Origin of the sequence: Sphingomonas alpina (assembly GCF_014490665.1) — a bacterium.
Lineage (GTDB): Bacteria > Pseudomonadota > Alphaproteobacteria > Sphingomonadales > Sphingomonadaceae > Sphingomonas > Sphingomonas alpina.
On record NZ_CP061038.1, the window covers coordinates 1368138 to 1387545 of the forward strand.

At 65.4% G+C, this 19408-nt stretch carries 13 protein-coding genes; 12 read left to right on the forward strand and 1 reads right to left on the reverse strand.

Features of this window, described 5'->3' with window-relative positions:
* The first annotated feature begins 48 nt into the window (after window positions 1-48).
* The 11 genes from H3Z74_RS06305 (at window position 49) to H3Z74_RS06355 (ending at window position 15118) form a co-directional block, all read left to right on the forward strand.
* Complete coding sequence (locus H3Z74_RS06305) at window positions 49-936, forward strand: helix-turn-helix transcriptional regulator (protein ID WP_187763086.1); 888 nt, start codon at window positions 49-51, stop codon at window positions 934-936.
* A 70-nt stretch (window positions 937-1006) separates the two neighbouring features.
* A complete protein-coding gene (locus H3Z74_RS06310) occupies window positions 1007-2188 on the forward strand; it encodes an amidohydrolase (protein ID WP_187763087.1) in 1182 nt (393 codons plus the stop codon).
* Window positions 2185-3789 carry a GMC family oxidoreductase gene (locus H3Z74_RS06315; protein ID WP_187763088.1) on the forward strand — a complete coding sequence of 535 codons (1605 nt, stop codon included), beginning with the start codon at window positions 2185-2187 and terminating at the stop codon, window positions 3787-3789. Before H3Z74_RS06310 ends, H3Z74_RS06315 begins: the two co-directional genes overlap by 4 nt.
* The gene (locus H3Z74_RS06320; protein WP_187763089.1) at window positions 3786-5264 is read left to right on the forward strand and encodes an aldehyde dehydrogenase family protein; all 1479 of its coding nucleotides are present in this window, start codon (window positions 3786-3788) and stop codon (window positions 5262-5264) included. Before H3Z74_RS06315 ends, H3Z74_RS06320 begins: the two co-directional genes overlap by 4 nt.
* Entirely contained in the window at window positions 5254-6405 is a 1152-nt protein-coding gene (locus H3Z74_RS06325) for an MFS transporter (protein WP_187763090.1), read from the forward strand. Before H3Z74_RS06320 ends, H3Z74_RS06325 begins: the two co-directional genes overlap by 11 nt.
* Window positions 6406-6409: 4 nt before the next feature.
* A complete protein-coding gene (locus H3Z74_RS06330) occupies window positions 6410-7516 on the forward strand; it encodes a DUF2817 domain-containing protein (protein WP_187763091.1) in 1107 nt (368 codons plus the stop codon).
* 296 nt (window positions 7517-7812) lie between these two features.
* Window positions 7813-9990: a polysaccharide lyase 6 family protein gene (locus H3Z74_RS06335; protein ID WP_187763092.1), complete on the forward strand. Its 2178-nt coding sequence runs from the start codon at window positions 7813-7815 to the stop codon at window positions 9988-9990.
* Entirely contained in the window at window positions 9990-12176 is a 2187-nt protein-coding gene (locus H3Z74_RS06340) for an alginate lyase family protein (protein WP_187763093.1), read from the forward strand. Before H3Z74_RS06335 ends, H3Z74_RS06340 begins: the two co-directional genes overlap by 1 nt.
* Window positions 12176-13477 (forward strand): MFS transporter, encoded by a 1302-nt coding sequence (locus H3Z74_RS06345; protein WP_187763094.1) that lies wholly within the window; start codon window positions 12176-12178, stop codon window positions 13475-13477. The genes H3Z74_RS06340 and H3Z74_RS06345 overlap by 1 nt, the downstream gene beginning before the upstream one ends.
* Complete coding sequence (locus H3Z74_RS06350) at window positions 13474-14226, forward strand: SDR family NAD(P)-dependent oxidoreductase (RefSeq protein WP_187763095.1); 753 nt, start codon at window positions 13474-13476, stop codon at window positions 14224-14226. Before H3Z74_RS06345 ends, H3Z74_RS06350 begins: the two co-directional genes overlap by 4 nt.
* A gap of 13 nt (window positions 14227-14239) precedes the next feature.
* Window positions 14240-15118 carry a rhamnogalacturonan acetylesterase gene (locus H3Z74_RS06355; protein WP_187763096.1) on the forward strand — a complete coding sequence of 293 codons (879 nt, stop codon included), beginning with the start codon at window positions 14240-14242 and terminating at the stop codon, window positions 15116-15118.
* A gap of 159 nt (window positions 15119-15277) precedes the next feature.
* Here H3Z74_RS06355 and H3Z74_RS06360 read toward each other — a convergent pair whose 3' ends face one another.
* The gene (locus tag H3Z74_RS06360) at window positions 15278-16294 is read right to left on the reverse strand and encodes a sugar kinase (protein ID WP_187763097.1); all 1017 of its coding nucleotides are present in this window, start codon (window positions 16292-16294) and stop codon (window positions 15278-15280) included.
* 135 nt (window positions 16295-16429) lie between these two features.
* Between H3Z74_RS06360 and H3Z74_RS06365 the strand changes: the two genes are divergently transcribed.
* Window positions 16430-19366, forward strand: a complete 2937-nt coding sequence (locus H3Z74_RS06365; protein ID WP_187763098.1) for a TonB-dependent receptor — start codon at window positions 16430-16432, stop codon at window positions 19364-19366.
* The last annotated feature ends 42 nt before the right edge of the window (window positions 19367-19408 follow it).

The following is a 19408-nucleotide window of genomic DNA, read 5'->3' on the forward strand; positions in this document are numbered from 1 at the left end:
GCAAGATCAATGGCGCTGGCAGAACTACATGGAGAAGTCCCGCACTATGTGAGCGGGCGCTTCGAACATTTCCTTCGCGACGACGAGATCAGCGGTGTGGTGATCGATGGCCGTTCCCGCAGCCGGATCGACGAACAGCTGGTCGGTGACGACCGGCTGACGTTCAAGGTGCAACTGACCGGGGCCGGCGAATATCAGTTCAACGATGCGCCGACCTCCGAGATCGCCGGGGAGTGCCTGGTGATTGCCCATCAGCCATCGGGCGTGGTCAAGCGGCAGATCATCCTCAGCGACACCGAGGAACGCTCGGTGACCTTGTTCTTCCCGCGGCTGGGCAATGGCCGGATCGCCGGGTTCGAGGATGAAGGGCAGGAGGTTCGTGCGGCCAGTGAATTCCTGTCGCAGCGCCTGTTGTTCAGGCGTTACCAGCTGCCGCGCGCCGCGGCACTTTGCGCCGCCGACATCCTCGATCCGCGCCGTTCGCCCTGGACGCAGGAACGGTTCAAGCGCGCCAAGATCGACGAACTGACCTGCCTGCTGCTCGATTTCTTCATCAGCCAGTTCAAGCGATCCGACGATCATGGGCTGACCGAGCGCGAAGTGCGCCGGGTGCAGCAGGTTCGCGCGATCCTTGCCGAACATCTCGATCAGCCGCCCGGTGTTGCCGAGCTGGCCCGGGCGGTCGGTACCAACCGCACCCGCCTGAATACCGCGTTCCGTGCCTATTATGGCGAGACGATCGGTCAGGCGCTGCAAAAGGAGCGGATGGAAAGCGCGCGCATTTGGCTGGGCGAGGAGAGCCTGTCGGTCAGCGAAATCGCCGAGCGCTGCGGCTATGGCCATCTGAGCAATTTCTCGCTCGCCTATAAGGCTTATTTCGGGATGAGCCCGTCGGTCGCGCGCGACGCCGCCGCACAAATAGTGTGGCCGGCATAATCCATCCGCCGCCGCCATAAGCACGAAGGTGGCGTCCCGGCCTAAGGTCGGAGCCATGATGAACCCGGTTATGACCCTGGATCGAGAGATCGCCCCGCTTGTCGCCGACATGACGGCCTGGCGGCAGCACTTTCACCAGCATCCCGAACTGGGCTTCGAGGAGGTGGAGACCGCGGCATTCGTCGCCGAGCGGCTGCGTGGCTGGGGCATCGAAACTCATGTCGGGTTGGGTGGCACCGGCGTGGTGGGCGTGATCAGGGGTGACGGTCCGGGACCAAGCATCGGGCTGCGCGCCGACATGGATGCACTGCCGATCGAGGAGCAGGGTCAGGCGGCGTATCGGTCGACCCGGCCCGGCCTGATGCATGCCTGCGGGCATGACGGCCACACCGCCATGCTGCTCGGCGCGGCGCAGGTGCTGGCCGGGCGGCGCGATTTTGCGGGAACGGTCAATCTGATCTTCCAGCCGGCCGAGGAAGGCCTTGGCGGTGCACGCGCGATGATCGACGCGGGCCTGTTCGAGCGTTTTCCCTGCGATGCGGTATTCGCGCTGCACAACGCGCCGCCGCTCGCGCTCGGTACGGCGGCGGTGCATGCCGGGCCGGCCTGTGCCGGCGCGGCGCGATTCCAGATCGAGGTGCGCGGCCATGGCGGTCATGCGGCGACGCCATATCTCACCGCCAGCCCGGTATCGGCGGCGGCGGCGCTCGTCGCCTTGATCGAATCGATCCCGGCGCGCCGGATCCAGGCCAGCGGCATGGCGGTGATGACGGTCGCCTCGATCAATGGCGGCGGCGCTTTCAATGTCGTGCCGGATGTCGTCACCCTGACAGGAACCGCGCGTGCGTTCGATACGCCGACGATGCGCGCGCTTGAGGTGGAACTGCGCCGGCGCTGTACGGGGATCGATCTCGCGCACGATGTGGCCTGTGACGTGAGTTTCGAAATCCTGTTTCCGCCGACCGTCAACCATGCCGGCGAAGCCGGGATCGCGGCTGATGCCCTGGGCGAGATTCTGGGTACCGGCGCGGTGATCCGCGACATGCCGCCAGTCACCGGATCGGAGGACTTCGCCTATATGCTGGAGCGCCTGCCCGGCGCCTATGTCCTGCTCGGCACGCGCACCGTCGAGGAGACGCCGATGCTGCACAGTCCGGATTATGATTTCGAGGATCGGCTGCTGCCGGTCGGGGCGAGCTTCTTTCTCAAGCTGGTCGACCTCAAATTGGGCGCGGGGCGCAAGGCGGCATGACCAGCAGTAGTGCGGAGATCTTCGATTATGTGGTGGTCGGTGCCGGCGCGAGCGGCAGCGCCCTTGCCGGGCGGCTGGCGGCTGTGCCGGGAACCCGCGTCGCGGTGCTCGAGGCGGGGCGCGCAGGGCGGCTGAAGATCGAGGCGATTCCGGCCGCGACGATCCATACCAATGGCCATCCCTTCTACGACTGGAAGCTGGTGTCCCAGCCCGATCCGAGCCGGCTCGACCGGACCGAGGACTGGCCGCGCGGGCTTGGTCCGGGCGGCAGCACGCGGATCAACGGGACGATCTTCGTGCGCGGGGCGCCGGAGGATTTCGACGCGTGGCGCGATCTCGGTGTGGAGGGCTGGGGCTATCGCGACGTGCTGCCCTATTTCCGGCGGATCGAGACCAGCACCGATGCCGAATCCCAGGTGCGTGGCGCGACCGGGCCGCTGCATGTGTCGCCTTTGCCTTATATCCACGAGCTTACCCCGCGCTTCATCGCCGCGGCGGGCGAGGCGGGCTTGCCGTTCAATCCGGACATCAATGGCGAATGGCAGGACGGCATCGGTTATGTGCAGAGCTCGGCCAGGAAAGGCCGCCGCCACGACAGCTTTACCGCTTTCCTGAAGCCGGCGATCGCCAGCGGTGCAGCGGTCATGCTCCAGGGCACCCGCGCGCGCCGGGTGATTTTCGAAAGCGGCCGGGCGGTCGGCGTGGAATTCGAGCAGGACGGCGTGGTTCGCACGGTCAACGCACGCAAAGGGGTCATCCTGTCGGGCGGTGCGATCCACACGCCGCAATTGCTGATGTTGTCGGGCATCGGTCCGGCCGCGCGGCTGCGCGAACTCGGCATCCCGGTGGTGGCGGATGCACCGGAAGTCGGCAGCAACCTGATGGAGCATGTCGGCCTCTGGATGGGCCTGAAGGTCACGGTTCCGACGATCAACCAGCAAGTCAATCTATTGGGCATGGCGCGCGCGATGCTGCAATGGCTGGCGGGAAAAGGCCCTGCCGCCGCGCCGACCGCTCAGGCCGTCGGCTTCGCGCGCACGCTGGCCGGCCTGCAATCGCCGGACATCCAGATCCATCTGACGCCGTTCGGCCATATCGGGCGCGGTGCCGAGCGCAAGCTTGCACCGTTTCCGATGGTCAGCGTCGTCGCCAGCGTCAATCATCCGCAGAGCAAGGGCCGGATCGACTTGGCAAGCAGCGATCCGGCCGCCGCGCCGCTGATCTTCCCGCAACTGCTCGATGCGCCCGAGGATCTGGCGACACTGCGCCGCGGCGTCGAACTGTGCAGCCGGATCGTCGATGCGCCGGCATTTCGCGACTTTGTCGAGGAACGGATCGGCTGGCCGGATCTGAACGCGGACGCCGCCGAGGCCGAACATCAGATCCGCAGCCTCGCGGCGCCGATCTATCATCCGGTCGGCACGTGCCGGATGGGATCGGACGCCGCATCGGTGGTCGATCCGCAGCTCAAGGTTCGCGGCGTCGAGGGACTGTTCGTCGCCGATGCCTCCGTCATGCCCCGCCACATCAGCGGAAACACCCAGGCCGTCGCGATGATGATCGGCGACAGGGCCGCAGACCTGATCGGAATGCCCGTATGAATTCTCCCGCCGCTGTCCGGACTCTGCCCGACTGGGATGCACCTTTTCCCGAAGCTTTGGGCCATGCCTGGATTCACGGCGAGACCCGGGTGTTTGGCGGGGCCCCGATCGTCAGCATCAATCCCGCGACCGGCGCGATGCTGGGAGGGTTCGACGAAGGCGGCGCGCAGGCGGTCGATGCGGCGGTGACCGCAGCGCGATCGGCGTTCCTCGGCGACTGGGGCCGGATCAGCGCCGCCGATCGTGCTGCGTTGCTGCTGGGCTGGGCAGCGCGCATCGCCGAGGAGGTCGAGCAACTCGCCTGGCTCGAGACGCTCGAAGTCGGTCGCCCGACGGCCGACGCCAAGGCGCTGATTTCACAGGGACCGCTGCTGATCGGCCATTATGCCAGCATGATCCCCGCGCTGGAGGATCGCGCCGACGGTGCGGTGCGGCGGCCGCGCGGTGTGGTCGGCGCGATCACACCGTGGAATTTCCCCACCGCCAATGTGCTGATCCGCGCGGGGCCGATCCTGGCGGCGGGCAATACACTGGTGCTCAAGCCCTCGGAACTGTCGCCGCGCTCGGCCGTCCTGCTCGCGCAACTGGCGAGCGAAGCTGGCCTCCCACCGGGCGTGTTTAACGTCGTGCCGGGCTCCGGGCAGAAGACGGGTGCGGCGCTCGCGGCGCATCCCGGTGTCGACATGATCGCTTTTACCGGCTCGACCCGCACTGGCCAGGCAATCATCCAGGCTTCGGCATCACGCTCGCTCAAGCCGTTGATGATGGAATGCGGCGGCAAGTCGCCGCAGTTCGTCCTGCCCGATATGATCGATCAGCCCGAGATCTGGCCCGGCGTGTTTGCCGCCGCCTTCTGGAACACCGGCCAATGGTGTGCGGCGCGCACCCGGCTTCTGGTGCCGAAGGGCGGCGTGGAGGCAGCGGTGGAGGGGCTGCGCGCGGCCGCGGCGGACTGGCCGATCGGTGATCCGCGCGATCCGGCGACGCGGCTCGGGCCGCTCGCAAGCCGCAACCAATATGAGGTTGTGCAGCGCTTCCGGGAGATTGCGCTCCAGACGGGGCGGGTCGTGCCGCTGTCGGATGTGCCGGGCGACCTGCGGGACGACGGCTTCTATGCCGCACCGGAACTGGTGCTGGATGCGCCACAGGATGGCGCGCTGGTCCAGCAGGAGATATTCGGCCCGTTGCTGACAGTGCAGGAATATGGCGATGCGGACGAAGCGATCAGACTGGCCGACGACAGTCCCTATGGCCTTGGCGCGACCATCTGGGGCGCGGACCGGGACGCCGCCGAGCGCATCGCCGCCGGCCTGTGCGTTGGGTCGCTGGACGTGATCGTCACACCAGCCGCGCGGCCCGGCCTCGCGCTCGGCACGCCGTTCGAGCCGCGCAAGCAATCCGGTTTCGGGATCGAGGGCGGGTTGGCCGGCCTTGCCGCCTTCACCGCCCCACAGGCGATCACTTATGTCGGTTGAGACACCCCGTGAATCGCGGACCAGCCTCGCCGCGCTGATCGTCATCGGCACCGGCGCGATGACCAGCGCCACGCTGAGCCCGGTGATGCTCGGCCTGTATATCGACGAGCTTCGCCTTACCGCGTCGCAGGCGAGCCTGGCGCTCGCCGCGGAGAATGGCGCCTATGCGCTCGGGCTGCTGCTTTTCTACCTCATATTGCACCGGGCGAAGCGCCCGCTGCTCGCGGCGATCGGCCTTGTCGTGATGATCGTCACCAGCCTGCTGACCGCCAGAGCGGGCGGCTTCGTGCCGCTGCTCGCGATCCGCGCGGCTTTCGGCCTGGCGATGGGTTTCACCGCGTCGACGGTGTTCGCCGCCTATGCCGGGCGCGCCGATCCGCAACGGGTCTGGGCGATCGCCACCTTCGTCAACCTGACCTATGCCGCCATCCTGCTGACCCTGTCGGGATGGATCGCGCAGACTTTCGGCCTGTTGGGGATCGTCGCGGTGCTGGCGATGGTCGCGGTGATCGGCCTGGCCTGCACGCGATTGATCCCGCCTGCACCACCACCGGCGGCACTGGCCAGCAAGGTGGTGGAGAACGGCTGGACGATCAATGTCCCGGCGATCTGCGGTGCGCTGGCGCTGCTCTGCCTTTATGCCGGCCATACCACCCTATGGTCGTTCCAGGAGCGAATGGGGTTGGCGGTCGGGCTCGATCGCAGCCAGGTCGGCGTGCTGCTGGGCATTTCGGTGCTGGGCGCGATCGCCGGCGCGATCCTGTCGATGACCGCGGGCAGCCGGTTCGGTCAGCGTGGTCCCAATGCGCTCGCCTTTGCCGGGCTGATCGCCTCGGCGCTGCTGCTCGCGCTGCCGGTCATGGCCGCTTATGTCGCGGGGGCGGTGATCGTGAAGACCGCCTGGTTCTTCGGCCTGCCCTTCATTCTCGGCGCACTGGCGCGGCTTGACCGCAGCGGCCGGTGGAGCAGCATGGGGGCGGCGCTGCTCGCGCTTGGATCGGCGATCGGCCCGGCGATCGGCGCGACGCTGGCCGTTTACGGCCCGCATATGATCGGTTTCCTGGCGGCTGGGCTGTATCTGATCAGCTTCCTGTTCACCGTGCCACTGCTCGCCGCCACTCCATCCGGCGATCAGCGCTGAGATCATGTTCGTCGAGAGCTATGAAGAAGCGCGGAGCGCATTCCGAGCCGCGATGACGGCGCTGGGCGGCCGGCTCGAGTCCGCGGTTATTCCCGGGATCGGCGTCCAGGGTGAAGCGCTGACGATCGACTGGGCGGTGATCGGGCCGGCCCATGCATCGCATAGCTTGCTGTCGATCTCCGGCGTTCACGGTGCGGAAGGCCATGCCGGATCCGCGGCGCAGCGCGCCTTTGCCGCCGAATTCGACCCGCGCGATCTGGGCGAGGATTGCAACATGGTGATGATCCATGCGCTCAACCCCTGGGGCTTTTCGCATGGCCACCGCGTCGATGCCGACAATGTCGATCTCTCCCGCAACTTTGGCGATTTCGATGTGCCGCTGCGGCTCAATCCCGATTATGCGCGGATCCACGACACGGTCTGCCCCGACCAGTGGGATGAGGGCCTGCTCGGCCGGGTGGGTGCGCTGTTCCAGTCACTCACAGCCGAACTGGGCGCGGCGGCGGCGTTGACGGCTTTTACCGGGGGGCAGCACAGCCATCCGGATGGCGTCGGCTTTGGCGGCGTTGGCCCGTCGCCATCGCAGCATGTGTTCAAGCGCATCGTCGATACCGAACTTACCGCCTGCCGGCGCATGGCCTATCTGGAATGGCATACCGGGTTTGGCGACTATGGCGGGCCGCTGGTCGTCGCGCTCGATGCACCCGGCACGGCCGCGCGGGATCGGATGGCGCGCTGGTGGGCCGGGCAGGGGCTGCAAGGCGAGGATCAGGCCTTCGAGTCGGGTGAAACGCCGGACTGGTCCGGCCTGTTGCTGCCCGGACTGCGCCGGTTGGCGCCGCATATCGACATTGTCGGCGCACCGATCGAGATCGGCACCGTCTCCAACTTCGAAGCATTCGAAGCGGTGATGATCGACCGGTGGCTGCGCCTGGGGCTTGAGCCGAAGAGCGTTGATCTGTGCGCTACCCTGCGGGCCAGGTTGCGCGCCGCTTATGACCCCGCCGATCCGCTATGGCGCGACCGCGTGGTGGAGATCGGTCGATCGATGCACGGTGCGGCGTTACGCGGCCTGCGCGCATGGCGGGCGGAGAACCGGGCCGGCGCATAGCGGGCAAAGCGGGGCCTGTTCGGGATAATCCAGGGCTTTTTGAGCAACAACGTTGAAAGAAGGCGAGGCGATCGATTTCGCTCGCCGCGGATCGGTCGCACTATCATCCGATCCCGCGGGCTCGAAGGTCAGCTCAGCCCGCCCGGTCACATGAACACATTGTCATGCAATCTGGTATAGACATCTGCGCCAGTCATCGGCATAGAAGTGCTAGTCCAAATAAGCTGGCTTGGTAACAGGTCATGTCAGGCGAGGAATCGGGTTTGCGCGCTTTTGCGATCACAGCCGCTGCGACAATGCTGGCGGGGACGTTCCCGGCGTTCGCACGCGAGGTGCTGGTCCGCGATCAGCCGGAATATCGCGATGCAGTGGCGCACCTGCAGCCTGGCGACACCATTATCCTGGCTGATGGCGAGTGGCGCGATGCAGCCCTTACATTTTCCGGGGAAGGAGAGGCGGGCCGGCCGATCACATTGACCGCACAGCATCCCGGGCGAGTCATCCTCACCGGGCGGTCCAGCCTGAAGCTTGCCGGCCGCCATCTCGTCGCGTCGAACCTGGTGTTCCGCGATGGCCATGCGCCGGGCGACGAGGTGATCGCGTTCCGCACGGATTCGAAACATTGGGCGGAGCAGAGCCGCGTCACCGGGATCGTCATCGACCGGTTCAACAATCCCGATCGCCGGCGCGAGGATCATTGGGTCGCGATTTATGGCAGCGACAATCGCGTCGATCATTCGCATTTCGAGGGCAAGCAGAATGCCGGTGCGATGATGGTCGTGGTACGGCAGAAAGGCATGCCGCTCGATAATCGCGTGCGCATCGACCATGTCTATTTCGGCCCGCGCCCACCGCTCGGCTCCAATGGCGGCGAAACGATCCGCATCGGCACCAGCACCGAATCCGCCAGCGACTCCCACACCATCGTCGAGGATAATCTGTTCGAGCAGTGCGATGGAGAGGTCGAGATCGTCTCGGTCAAATCGGGCGGCAATGTCGTCCGCCGCAATCTCTTCCTGAAGTCGCAAGGGTCGGTCGTGCTGCGCCATGGCAGCGGCAATATCGTCGAGGACAATGTCTTTCTCGGCCAGGGCGTGGCGCATAGCGGTGGCATCCGCGTGATTAACGAGCGCCAGACGATCCGCAACAATTACATGGAAGGGCTGGCCGGCATCGACTTCACCAGCGCGATCGCGGTGATGAACGGCGTGCCCAACTCGCCGGTGAACCGCTACATGCCGGTGCGCCAGGCGGCGATCGAGCATAACAGCCTGATCGATGTGGCGCGCGTGACGATCGGCGCCGGCGCGGATGCGGAGCGATCGCAGGCGCCGCGCGACACGCGGATCGCCGACAATCTCATCACCGGCGCGGGCGGGCAGGATCCGCTGCGCATCGAGGCCGATATTGCCGGCGTTCAGTTCACCGACAATGTGCTGGATGCCAAAGGCGTGGAGGCGGCCGGCCTGGCTCGGCGCACCGTGCAGCTGGCGCGCGCGAAGAACGGATTGCTCTATCCGGTCGATCCCAAGCTGGCGGCGCTGGGCGTACGGCGCGACCTCGTTCCGATCACGCGCGAGCAGGTCGGCGTCGCCTGGTATGCGAAGCCCGCATCGCGAGAGATAGCGTTCAGTGCGGGCCCAATTGTCCGTGTGACGCCTGCGCAATCGCTATCCGCGCAGATCGGTACCGCCGCCCCGGGGAGCGTGTTCGAACTGGCGGATGGAAGCTATCCGGTGACCGAGCCGCTGGCCCTACGATCGCCGCTGACGTTTCGTGCGGCAGAACGGGGCCGTGCGACCCTGCGCATGGCGGCGGCGACCCTGTTCCAGATCGAGGAAGGTGGCAGCCTCGCGCTCGATGGCGTGGTGATCGACGGCGCCGGAGCGCCGCCACAATCGGGCAATGCGGTGATCCGGAGCAGCGCGACGCCGATGCTGAGCAATTACCGTTTGGCCATCATCGGCACGCGCTTCGAGCATCTCGACGGTGCGCCGGGTTTCGATGTGCTGGCGACGACGCCCGCGACGCTCGCCGGCGATATCTCGATCCGCGACACGGCGTTCACCGGTGTCTCCGGTGTAGTGCTGGCGCTGGCGGCGGAGACCGGCAAGCAAGGTTGGTACGGTGCCGAACAGGTCTCGATCGCCGGATCGCAGTTCGACAAGGTCGGCACGGTCGCCGATGTGCTGCGCGGCGGCAGCGATGAAAGCACCTTCGGCCCGCGCTTCGCTTTGTCCGGGTCGACCATTACCGGCAGCGGTGCGATCAAGCTGTCGGGCGTCCAGGAAGCCGCCATCACCGGTAATCGTTTCCAGAGCAGCAGCGGCATCCAGGTCACGCACAGTGTCGGGTCGCCGCACACCCTGATCCGCGGCAATGCACTCGACCGTACGCCGCCGCCGACCGTGGTCGAACTGGCCTATAAGGGCCCGCCCCGGGCCGTGATCGCCGATAACGAGAAGGGCCTGTAATGCGTATTTCCCTCTGGGCGCTGGGCTTCGCTCTGGCGACGCTGACGCCGGGCCTCGCCAGCGCACAAACCGCGCCGGTGCTGTTCGATTCCGCCGGCCTGAAGACCATGGCGGCGGACGCCAAACGCTATCCGTTGTTCGCGGCAGAGTTCGAACGGACCAAGAAGTCGGTCGACAAGGCGATGCGCGCCGGGATCGTCGTGCCGGTGCCGAAAGATCCGGGCGGCGGGTTCACGCATGAGCAGCATAAGCGCAACTATATGGCGCTCTATGGTGCGGGGCTGTTGTACCGCATCACCGGCAACAAGGCCTATGCCGATTTCGCGCGCACCATGTTGCTTGAGTATGCCAGGCTTTATCCGACGCTTGGGCCGCATCCGGCCAAGGCGAACGAAGCGGCGGGACGGCTGTTCTGGCAGAGCCTGAACGACAGCGTCTGGCTGGTCTATGGCGTGCAGGGTTACGACGCGATCCGCGACACGCTGAGCCCCGCCGACCGCGAGACGATCGACACCAATGTGTTCCGAAAGATGGCCGAGTTCCTGTCGGTCGGGAATGCCAAGACGTTCAACCTGATTCACAACCACGCGACCTGGGCGGCGGCCGGCGTGGGCATGACCGGTTATGTCCTGCACGATCCCGAACTGGTCGCGCGCGCGCTGAAGGGTACCGACAAGAGCGGCAAGGCCGGGTTCCTGGCGCAGGTCGATCAGCTCTTCTCGCCCGACGGCTATTACACCGAAGGGCCCTATTATCAGCGTTATGCGCTGCAGCCGTTCGTGGTGTTCGCCGATGCGATCCAGGCTAATCAGCCCGAACTGAAGATCTGGGAACGGCATGGCGGCGTGCTGCCCAAGGCGATCCGCAGCACGATCCAGCTGACCTATGACGGCTATTTCTTCCCGCTCAACGACGCGATGCCCGACAAGAGCCTGAAGACCGACGAACTCTATCAGGCGGTGGCGATCGGCTATGCGGCGACCCGCGACCCGAGCTTCCTGTCGATCGCGAAATGGCAGGGGCGCACGATCCTGACGCCGGCCGGGCTCGCCGTCGCGCGCGATCTCGCCGCGGGCAAGGCGCAGCCCTTTGCCTATGCCTCGCAACTGTTTCGCGACGGGCCGAACGGCGATCAGGGCGCTCTGGCCGTGCTGCGCTCGAGCGCCGAGGACGATGCCGAAGTACTGGTCGCCAAGAACAGCGCGATGGGCATGGGGCATGGTCATTTCGATAAACTGGGCTGGATCCTCTACGATGGCGGCAACGCGATCGTGACCGACTACGGCTCGGCCCGCTTCCTCAACATCGAGAGCAAGGACGGCGGCCGCTACCTCAAGGAAAATGAGAGCTGGGCGAAGCAGACGGTCGCGCACAACACGCTGGTGGTGAACGAGACGTCGAACTTCGGCGGCAAGTGGAAGGTCGGCGAAGATCTGGCGCCGAAGCAGCTGTTCTTCTCCGGCGATGACGCGCTGAAGGCGAGCACCGCCGAAATGGCCGGCGCCTGGCCCGGAGTCACCTTCCGCCGCACGCTGGCGCAATTGCCATTGGGCAAGGGCAGTCCGGTCGTGCTCGACCTGCTGCGCGTCACCGGTGGCGCACCAGCGACCTACGACCTCCCGCTGCATTATGCGGGGCACATCACCGATGTCGGTTTCCCGCTGCAGTCGAACGTCGCGGCGCGGCCGGTGCTGGGCACGGCCAATGGTTATCAGCATATCTGGGTCGATGCGACCGGTACGCCAACCGCCGATAACGCGACGCTGACCTGGATCAATGGCGGTCGTTTCTACACCTATCGCATGCTCCCGCCGGCCGGCAGTACGGTGATCCTGGGCGAGAGCGGCGCCAACGATCCGCGCTTCAACCTGCGTCGCGAGCCCATGCTGATCCAGCGCGTGACGGGGGCGAAGGACACGGTGTTCGTCTCGCTGCTCGAGCCGCACGGATCCTATGACGCGGCGGCGGAAACGACAGTCGCCAGCGCCAGCCAGATCAAGTCGCTGCGCCATGTTCGCACTGCAGATGGCGACGTGATCGTGATCGAGCCGGTGAAGGGCGCGCCGGTGATCGTCGCGGTCGCAGACGATGTCGCGACGGGCAAGCAACACACCGCGCAGGTCGATGGCCGCACGATCCGCTGGACCGGGCATATCGCTCGTATCGACGCAGTGGGCGCGAAGTGATGGCCGGTAAAATAAGAGGCCTGCGCTGGTTCATCATCGGCCTGATCGGGCTGGCGACGGTGATCAACTATATCGACCGCAATGCGCTGGCGGTGATGTGGCCGGCGGTGTCGAAGGATATCGGCGCGGACAAGGCCGATTATGCGCTGCTCGTGACCGCGTTCATGGTCGCCTATGCGGTCGGCCAGTCGCTGTTCGGGCGCGTGCTTGACGTGATCGGCACGCGCATGGGGTTCGTCGCCTCGATCTTCTTCTGGTCGGTGTCGATCGCCGCGCATGCGCTGGTCCGCTCGCTCGGGTTGCTCGGTTTCCTGCGCGTGACGCTGGGGCTGAGCGAGGCGGGCAACTGGCCCGGCGCGGTCAAGGCCAATGCGGCCTGGTTTCCGCCGGCCGAGCGCGCGCTGGCGCAGGGCATCTTCAATTCAGGCGCCGCGATCGGCGCGATCATCTCCGCCCCGCTGGTGGCGTTGCTGTACGAAGCGATCGGCTGGCGCGCGACTTTCCTGCTGATCGGCGTGCTCGGCATATTGTGGCTGGTGCCGTGGCTGTTCCTCTATCGCGGCGAGCCCGGTGCGCATCCCTGGCTGAGCGAAGCGGAGCGCGCGCATATTGCGGGCGAGGGTGAAGCGGGGCCGCTGCAACCGATTGCCGGCTATGCGCCGGGCATGGGGCAATTGCTGCGCCACCGCGAGACCTGGGCGATCCTGGTCAGCCGCTTCTTCCTCGATCCGGTGTGGTGGCTGTTCGTCTCCTGGCTGCCGATCTATCTCGCCGAGACGTTCGGCTTCGACGTCAAGCAGATCGGGCTGTTCGCCTGGGTGCCGTTCGTCGGCGCGATGCTGGGCAGCCTGCTCGGCGGCTGGGCGTCGGGGATGCTGATCCGGCGCGGTTGGTCGGCGTTGCGTGCGCGCCAGGCGATCATCACGATCGGCGGCGTGATCATGCTGCCCGCGCTGCTGCTGACCGCGATGGCGGCGACCCCGCTTTATGCGGTGCTGCTGATCGCGGTGGTGCTGTTCGGTTTCCAGATCGCGATCAACAATATCCAGACCTTGCCGGGCGACTATTTCGCCGGCGGCACGGTCGGTTCGCTGGCCGGGATCGGCGGCACGGCGGCGGTCGCGGGCACGCTGATCACCACCTGGCTCGTGCCGGTCATGACGGTCGACGGCTACGGCCCGATTTTCGCACTCTCAGCGGCGATCGTGCCGCTTGGGGTCCTCGCCATCTGGCTGCTCGGCGGACGCACTGCGCCCGTCGCGTCGCCCTCAACGCCCATCATCGAAGAGGCTGGATTATGAGATTCAAGAACAAGATCGCGATCGTCACCGGCGGCGGACGCGACATCGGCAAATCGATTTCGCTGCGGCTGGCCAGCGAAGGCGCCACGGTGGTGATCAACTATCGCAGCGACGAGGCCTCCGCTCAGGCGACCGCCGATGCGATCACTGCGGTCGGCGGCACTGCGCTGCTGCAGCGCGCCGACGTAACCGATGCCAACCAGGTCGCGGCATTGGTCGCGGCGACCACCGACACGTTCGGCGCGCATATCGATTTCCTCGTCAATTGTGCGGGCGGCATGATCGCGCGCAAGACGCTGGCCGAAATGGACGCGGACTTCTTCGACCAGGTCATGAGCCTGAACTTTCGCTCCGCTTTCCTGGTGACCAAGGCGGTGCTGCCACATCTCGGCAGGGGCAGCGCGATCGTCAATCTCGCCTCGCTGGCGGGGCGCGACGGCGGCGGCCCGGGCGCATCGGTCTATGCCGCGGCAAAGGGTGCGCTGATGACCATCACGCGCGGCTGGGCGAAGGAACTGGGACCGCAGGGCATTCGCGTCAACGCACTGTGCCCCGGTCTGATCGGCACCAGCTTCCATGACATTTTCTCCAAGCCGGAAGGGCGCGCCGCGGTTGCCGGCAACACGCCGCTGCGCCGCGAAGGGCACCCGGACGAGGTCGCCGCCGCGGTCGCCTATCTTTTGTCGGAGGATGCGGCCTTCCTCACCGGCGTCAATCTCGACATCAATGGCGGCCTGTTCTTCTCCTGAGGAAGCAAAGATGATGCGACACATGCTTTTCGCGCTGGCGCTGGTGACGACCCCGGCGCTGGCACAGGACGAACCGGCCCATCCGCGCGTCGCCGGCGAAGTGCCGAAGACGCGCACCGATGCGCCGCCCATCAAGGCGTACAAGCTGATCCTGGTTGGGGATTCGACCATGGCGGTGGGCAGCGGCTGGGCATCGATCTTCTGCGCAGAGCATGTGAAGTCCAATGTCGCCTGCCTCAACATGGGGCGGGGCGGGCGTTCGACGCGCAGCTATCGGCAGGAGGGTTCCTGGGCGATCGTGCAGAACGAGATCAAGGCGGCGGGTTATGCCGCCACCTATGTGCTGATCCAGTTCGGGCATAACGACCAGTCCTCCGCGCCCGAACGCTGGACCATGATCGACAGCGAATTCCCGGCCAACCTGACCCGCTACGTCGCGGAGGTGCGTGCCGCCGGTGGCATTCCGGTGCTGCTGACCCCGCTGGTGCGGCGTGATTTCAAGGACGGCAAGATACTCAACACGCTGGATGTGTGGTCCGACCAGGTGCGCAAGGTGGCGACGGCGACCGCGACTCCGTTGATCGACCTCAACGCCGACAGTGCGCGGGTGGTGCAGCAGATCGGCCCGGTCGAAGCGATGAAACTCGCCATGACCGATCCGATTCCCGAGGAAGTGGCGGCGGCGAAGACCGGTACGACCCTGAGGCCACGTCCTGCCACCGAGGCGCGCGTGCCCGATGCGCCGACGACGGCCGACGGGCCGCGCGGACAATATGCCCGCAAGTTCGACTATACCCATGTCGGCGACGCAGGCGCGCGCGTCTTCTCCCGGCTGGTCGCCAATGGGCTGGCCAAGGTCGTGCCGCCGCTACGCAGCCAGTTGGTGCCTTAGGGTGAGCTGGATGAGGAAGAGATATGGGACACCAGGTTTGTCCCATATCTCCAGCGCGCGGCACACGTCGTGCTAAGCAGGAAATCCATTAATATTGTATATTATCAATTAGATAGATTGATTTAATACAATACTTCAACAATCTCAGCCTGAAACCGCTCAACGCCGGACATCGAGTCCACCGCTGCCGAACTCTTCCAGATCGGCACGCGTGAATAGTGCCATGTCGCCGATCACGCTGTGCTTGAGGCATGCCAGCGCCAGTCCGTCGCGGATCGCCGCCGCTTCGCCGGCGCCGCGCATCAGGCCATGCAGCACACCCGCCGCAAAAGCGTCGCCGCCGCCGATCCGGTCGACCACGCCGGTCAGCATGACCTCTTCCGTGGTCCAGCTTTCGGTGCGGGTGTCGATCCGGGCCGAGAGGCGATGGCGATCCACCGCCTCGACCTCGCGCGCGGTCGAGGCCATCCAGCGCAGTCGCGGCAGCGCGGCGAACGCGGCTTCGGCGGCCTCGCGGCGGCGCGCGGGCCCGTCGCCGTGAAAGCGCCGGCCGAGCAGCAGCGACATATCGCGGTGCGTGGCGAAGAACAGGTCGGCCTCGGCGGCCAGTTCGATCACGATATCGCGCGGCTCGGCGCTCCACCGCGACCATAGCCGTTCGCGGTAATTGGCGTCGAAGGAAACCGAGACGCCGGCGGCACGCGCTGCACGCATCGCGGCCAGCGTCGCCGCCGCGGGGTCCGGCCCGAGCGCCGGGGTGATGCCCGATACGTGCAGCCATGAACGGCCCGCCAGCAGGGCCGGCCAGTCGGTGGACGACCAGTCGTGCCGGGTGAAGCTGCTCTCCTCGCGATCGTAGAGGATCTGCGCCGGCCGCAGCGATGCACCCGGCGTCAGAAAATAAAGACCTTGTCGCCCGGCGCCGCGCGCGACGAAGCGCAGGTCGACGCCCGCGGCGCGCAGCGCGCGGCAGGCCGCTTCACCCAGATCGTTGGCCGCGGTCATGCTCGCCATTGCCGCATCATGGCCGAGCGCGGCGAGAGCGGCGGCGACATTGGCTTCGGCACCACCGGCATGAAGCGCCAGCATATCGGCCCGTGCCAGCGGCGTCGCGACAACCGGATTCAGCCGCAGCAGCAATTCGCCGAAGCACAGGATGGAGCCGGTCTGCCGCACTGGTATCCCCTCGTTTTAATATTGGTCATGCGATATGCGTTGAAAGAACTACTAAACTGGTATAGCAATCTGCCTTGACAGATCGTCACGACCGGATCAATCGGCGGATAAGAACAAACCCTTGGGAGAGGTATGATGGGCAGATTTCGGCAGCCGGCAGCTTTGACGTCGCGATCGCGCGTACTGGGCGGCGGCGTTGCGCTGTGGTGCCTGACGATCGCATCGGTGGCTGCGGCACAGACGACCGACCCGGTCGCCGCACAACCTGTGCCCGGCACACCGGTCGCTGGATCCGTTGCGGCTCCATCCGACGACAATGCTGCCGTTCAGGAGGTGCCCGCGCAGGAGTCCGAATCCGATATCGTCGTCACCGGCATCCGCCAGACGATCGAAAGCTCGATCGCGGTGAAGCGTCAGGAGATGGCGATCGTCGATGCGCTCAACTCGACCGAGATCGGCGATTTGCCCGCTTTGTCGATCGGCGAAGCGATCCAGACCATCACCGGCGCGACCAGCCATCAGGAAAAGGGCGGCGCCACCGAGATTTCGCTGCGCGGCCTGGGCTCGTTCCTCAGCGCGACCACATTCAACGGCCGCGAAGCGTCGAACGGTAGCGGCGACCGCGCGGTGAATTTCAACCAGTTCCCGTCCGAGCTGGTCAGCGGCATCAAGATCTACAAGTCGCAACAGGCCGACCTGATCGAAGGCGGCGTGGCCGGGACGATCGAACTCGAGACCTTGCGTCCGCTCGATTACAAGAAGCGTTCGATCCAGGTCGAACTGAAGGGCAATTACAATCCTTATCAGGACAAGATCCGCGGGCAGGGCGCGTGGGGCTGGCGCGGTACCGCCAGCTATGTCGATCAGTTCGATCTGGGCAGTCTGGGCGAGCTCGGTATCGCGCTCGGCGTGCAGCGCAATCAGGTCAATAATCCGGAAGAAACCTATGCCGCGGGCAGCACCTATTATGCCTGCAACCCGCTGACCAATGCGACCGGCAATTGTGCCGAGATCACCCGGCAACAGGGAGGCGCGGGGTCGCCTTTCTATCTCGCGCCGAGCTCGGTCACGTTCCGCCAGATCACCGAATCCGACAAGCGCGACGCATTCATGGGCTCACTGCAATGGAAGCCGAATTCCAAAATCGATATCAACCTCGATTTTCAATATTCGAAGCGCGATTATAGCGAGGATCGCCACGACCTGACGCTGGCCGAGACGCGCTATGCGCTGCGCAATGTCCAATATGACGACCAGCATCGCCTGGTCTATGCGACCGGGACGTCATCGATCGACGCGATCGGCAATTATCTGACGCGCGACGAGGAGTATCTCGGCGGCGGCGGATCGATCAGCTGGAAGGCGACCGACCGGCTGACCATCAGCACCGATGTGTCCTATTCGCAGACCAAGCGCGACACGCTCCAGCGCAGCGTGCGGCTGCGGACCGATCCATTCGATATCAACAATGTGCGCACCCCGATCAACAATCAGCGCATTCCCTATACCTATGATGCGCGGAACGGCTTCGCGACGCAGATCACCCTCGATCCGCGCTTCAACGCCAATGACTGGTCGCTGTTCAGCGACGATGCCCGCCTGCGCCGCGACGACGAATATAAGCAGGACAAGATCTTCGCCGCCCGGCTCGACGCGGGGTATGAGTTCGACGGTTTCCTGAAGCGGATCGATATCGGCGGGCGTTATTCGCGTCGCCACTACGTCAACATCAACAATCTCGTCGAGATCACGCAGGACGACCGCACGGTCGACAAGCGCGTCAATCTCGCATGTCGCACGCCATTTCCGCAGACCGGGTATCTGCATGATGCGCCCAATCAATCGATCACGTCCTGGGCGACGTTCGATACCTTGTGCCAGTTTCGCGGCTATCTCGGCACTGAGGATCCCGGCATCGGTTCGGATACCCGCGCGGTCGACAATGCCGATGTGACCGAGAAGGTCTGGTCCGGATATGTGATGGGGACCTATGACAGCCAATTGGGCGATACGCCGATCCGCGGGAATTTCGGCGTTCGCGTGGTGCAGACCGACCTCCGCTCGATCGGGTTGCGTTCAGGTCTGAACGTCATCACCAATTCCGACGGCACGATCCGGCTGGTCGAGAATGGCGACTTCGCAACGCAGACGTTGACCAACAGCTATTTCCGCGCCTTGCCGAGCGTGAACGCCAATTTCGAATTGTCGCCAACCGTGGTCGCGCGCGCCGCCGCCTATCGGGCGATGTCGCGCCCGGCGCCGAGCGACCTCGCCGCCGGCCGCACGATTACGCTGGAGGACGGCACCGCCTTTGCCGACATCAAGGACGCGATCGGCCAGATCGTCGCCGACGGCTCGCCCTCGCTCAAGCCGATCATGTCGTGGAACGGCGACCTCGCGCTCGAATGGTATCCCAACAAGGATACGATCGTCGCCGGTACGCTCTATTACAAGAGCTTCGGCGGCGGGTTCGTGCCGGTGCTGATCAATGAGACGTTCAACATCGGCGGCCAGGATGTCAGCGTGCCGGTTACCCAGCGCCAGAACAGCGATGAGAAGAGCCGCGTCTATGGTCTCGAACTGACGCTCACCAACCGCTTCTCCTGGCTGCCCGCACCGTTCGACGGCCTCGGCGCGAAGCTCAGCTACAACTACGCCAATTCGAACTTCAAGAATTACGACATCCGCCTCGGTAATGTGATCGATCCCGCCACCGGCGTGGTGACGCCGGGCATCATCCCGGCCGCCAATCTGTCGGGCTTTTCGAAGCACACCGGTTCTGCCCAGCTCTATTACCAATATAAGGGCCTGTCGCTGGAGGCGGTCTACACCTATCGGTCGAGCTATTATCAGGACTTTGTCGGCGGCAATACGCAGCTGCGTTTCGTGCGTCCGTCGAACCTGGTCAATCTGCGCATGTCGTACAATGTGAACCGCAATCTCTCGCTGCGGGTCGAGGCGCTCAACGTGTTCAACGATGCCAAGGTCACCGATATGCCGGTTTATGGCAGCAGCCGGCAATATCATTATTACGGCTCGAAATATTTCATCGGCGCCCGGGTGCGTTTCTGATCGGCTCTTGCCCGGACGGCTTGTGTCGTCCGGGCCAAGTGG

Coding starts and splice junctions, on each gene's coding strand:
- H3Z74_RS06310 (WP_187763087.1), top strand. CDS start 1,007: ATGACCCTGGATCGAGAGATCGCCCCGCTTGTCGCCGACATGACGGCC.
- H3Z74_RS06315 (WP_187763088.1), top strand. CDS start 2,185: ATGACCAGCAGTAGTGCGGAGATCTTCGATTATGTGGTGGTCGGTGCC.
- H3Z74_RS06320 (WP_187763089.1), top strand. CDS start 3,786: ATGAATTCTCCCGCCGCTGTCCGGACTCTGCCCGACTGGGATGCACCT.
- H3Z74_RS06325 (WP_187763090.1), top strand. CDS start 5,254: ATGTCGGTTGAGACACCCCGTGAATCGCGGACCAGCCTCGCCGCGCTG.
- H3Z74_RS06330 (WP_187763091.1), top strand. CDS start 6,410: ATGTTCGTCGAGAGCTATGAAGAAGCGCGGAGCGCATTCCGAGCCGCG.
- H3Z74_RS06335 (WP_187763092.1), top strand. CDS start 7,813: ATGCTGGCGGGGACGTTCCCGGCGTTCGCACGCGAGGTGCTGGTCCGC.
- H3Z74_RS06340 (WP_187763093.1), top strand. CDS start 9,990: ATGCGTATTTCCCTCTGGGCGCTGGGCTTCGCTCTGGCGACGCTGACG.
- H3Z74_RS06345 (WP_187763094.1), top strand. CDS start 12,176: ATGGCCGGTAAAATAAGAGGCCTGCGCTGGTTCATCATCGGCCTGATC.
- H3Z74_RS06350 (WP_187763095.1), top strand. CDS start 13,474: ATGAGATTCAAGAACAAGATCGCGATCGTCACCGGCGGCGGACGCGAC.
- H3Z74_RS06355 (WP_187763096.1), top strand. CDS start 14,240: ATGCGACACATGCTTTTCGCGCTGGCGCTGGTGACGACCCCGGCGCTG.
- H3Z74_RS06365 (WP_187763098.1), top strand. CDS start 16,430: ATGGGCAGATTTCGGCAGCCGGCAGCTTTGACGTCGCGATCGCGCGTA.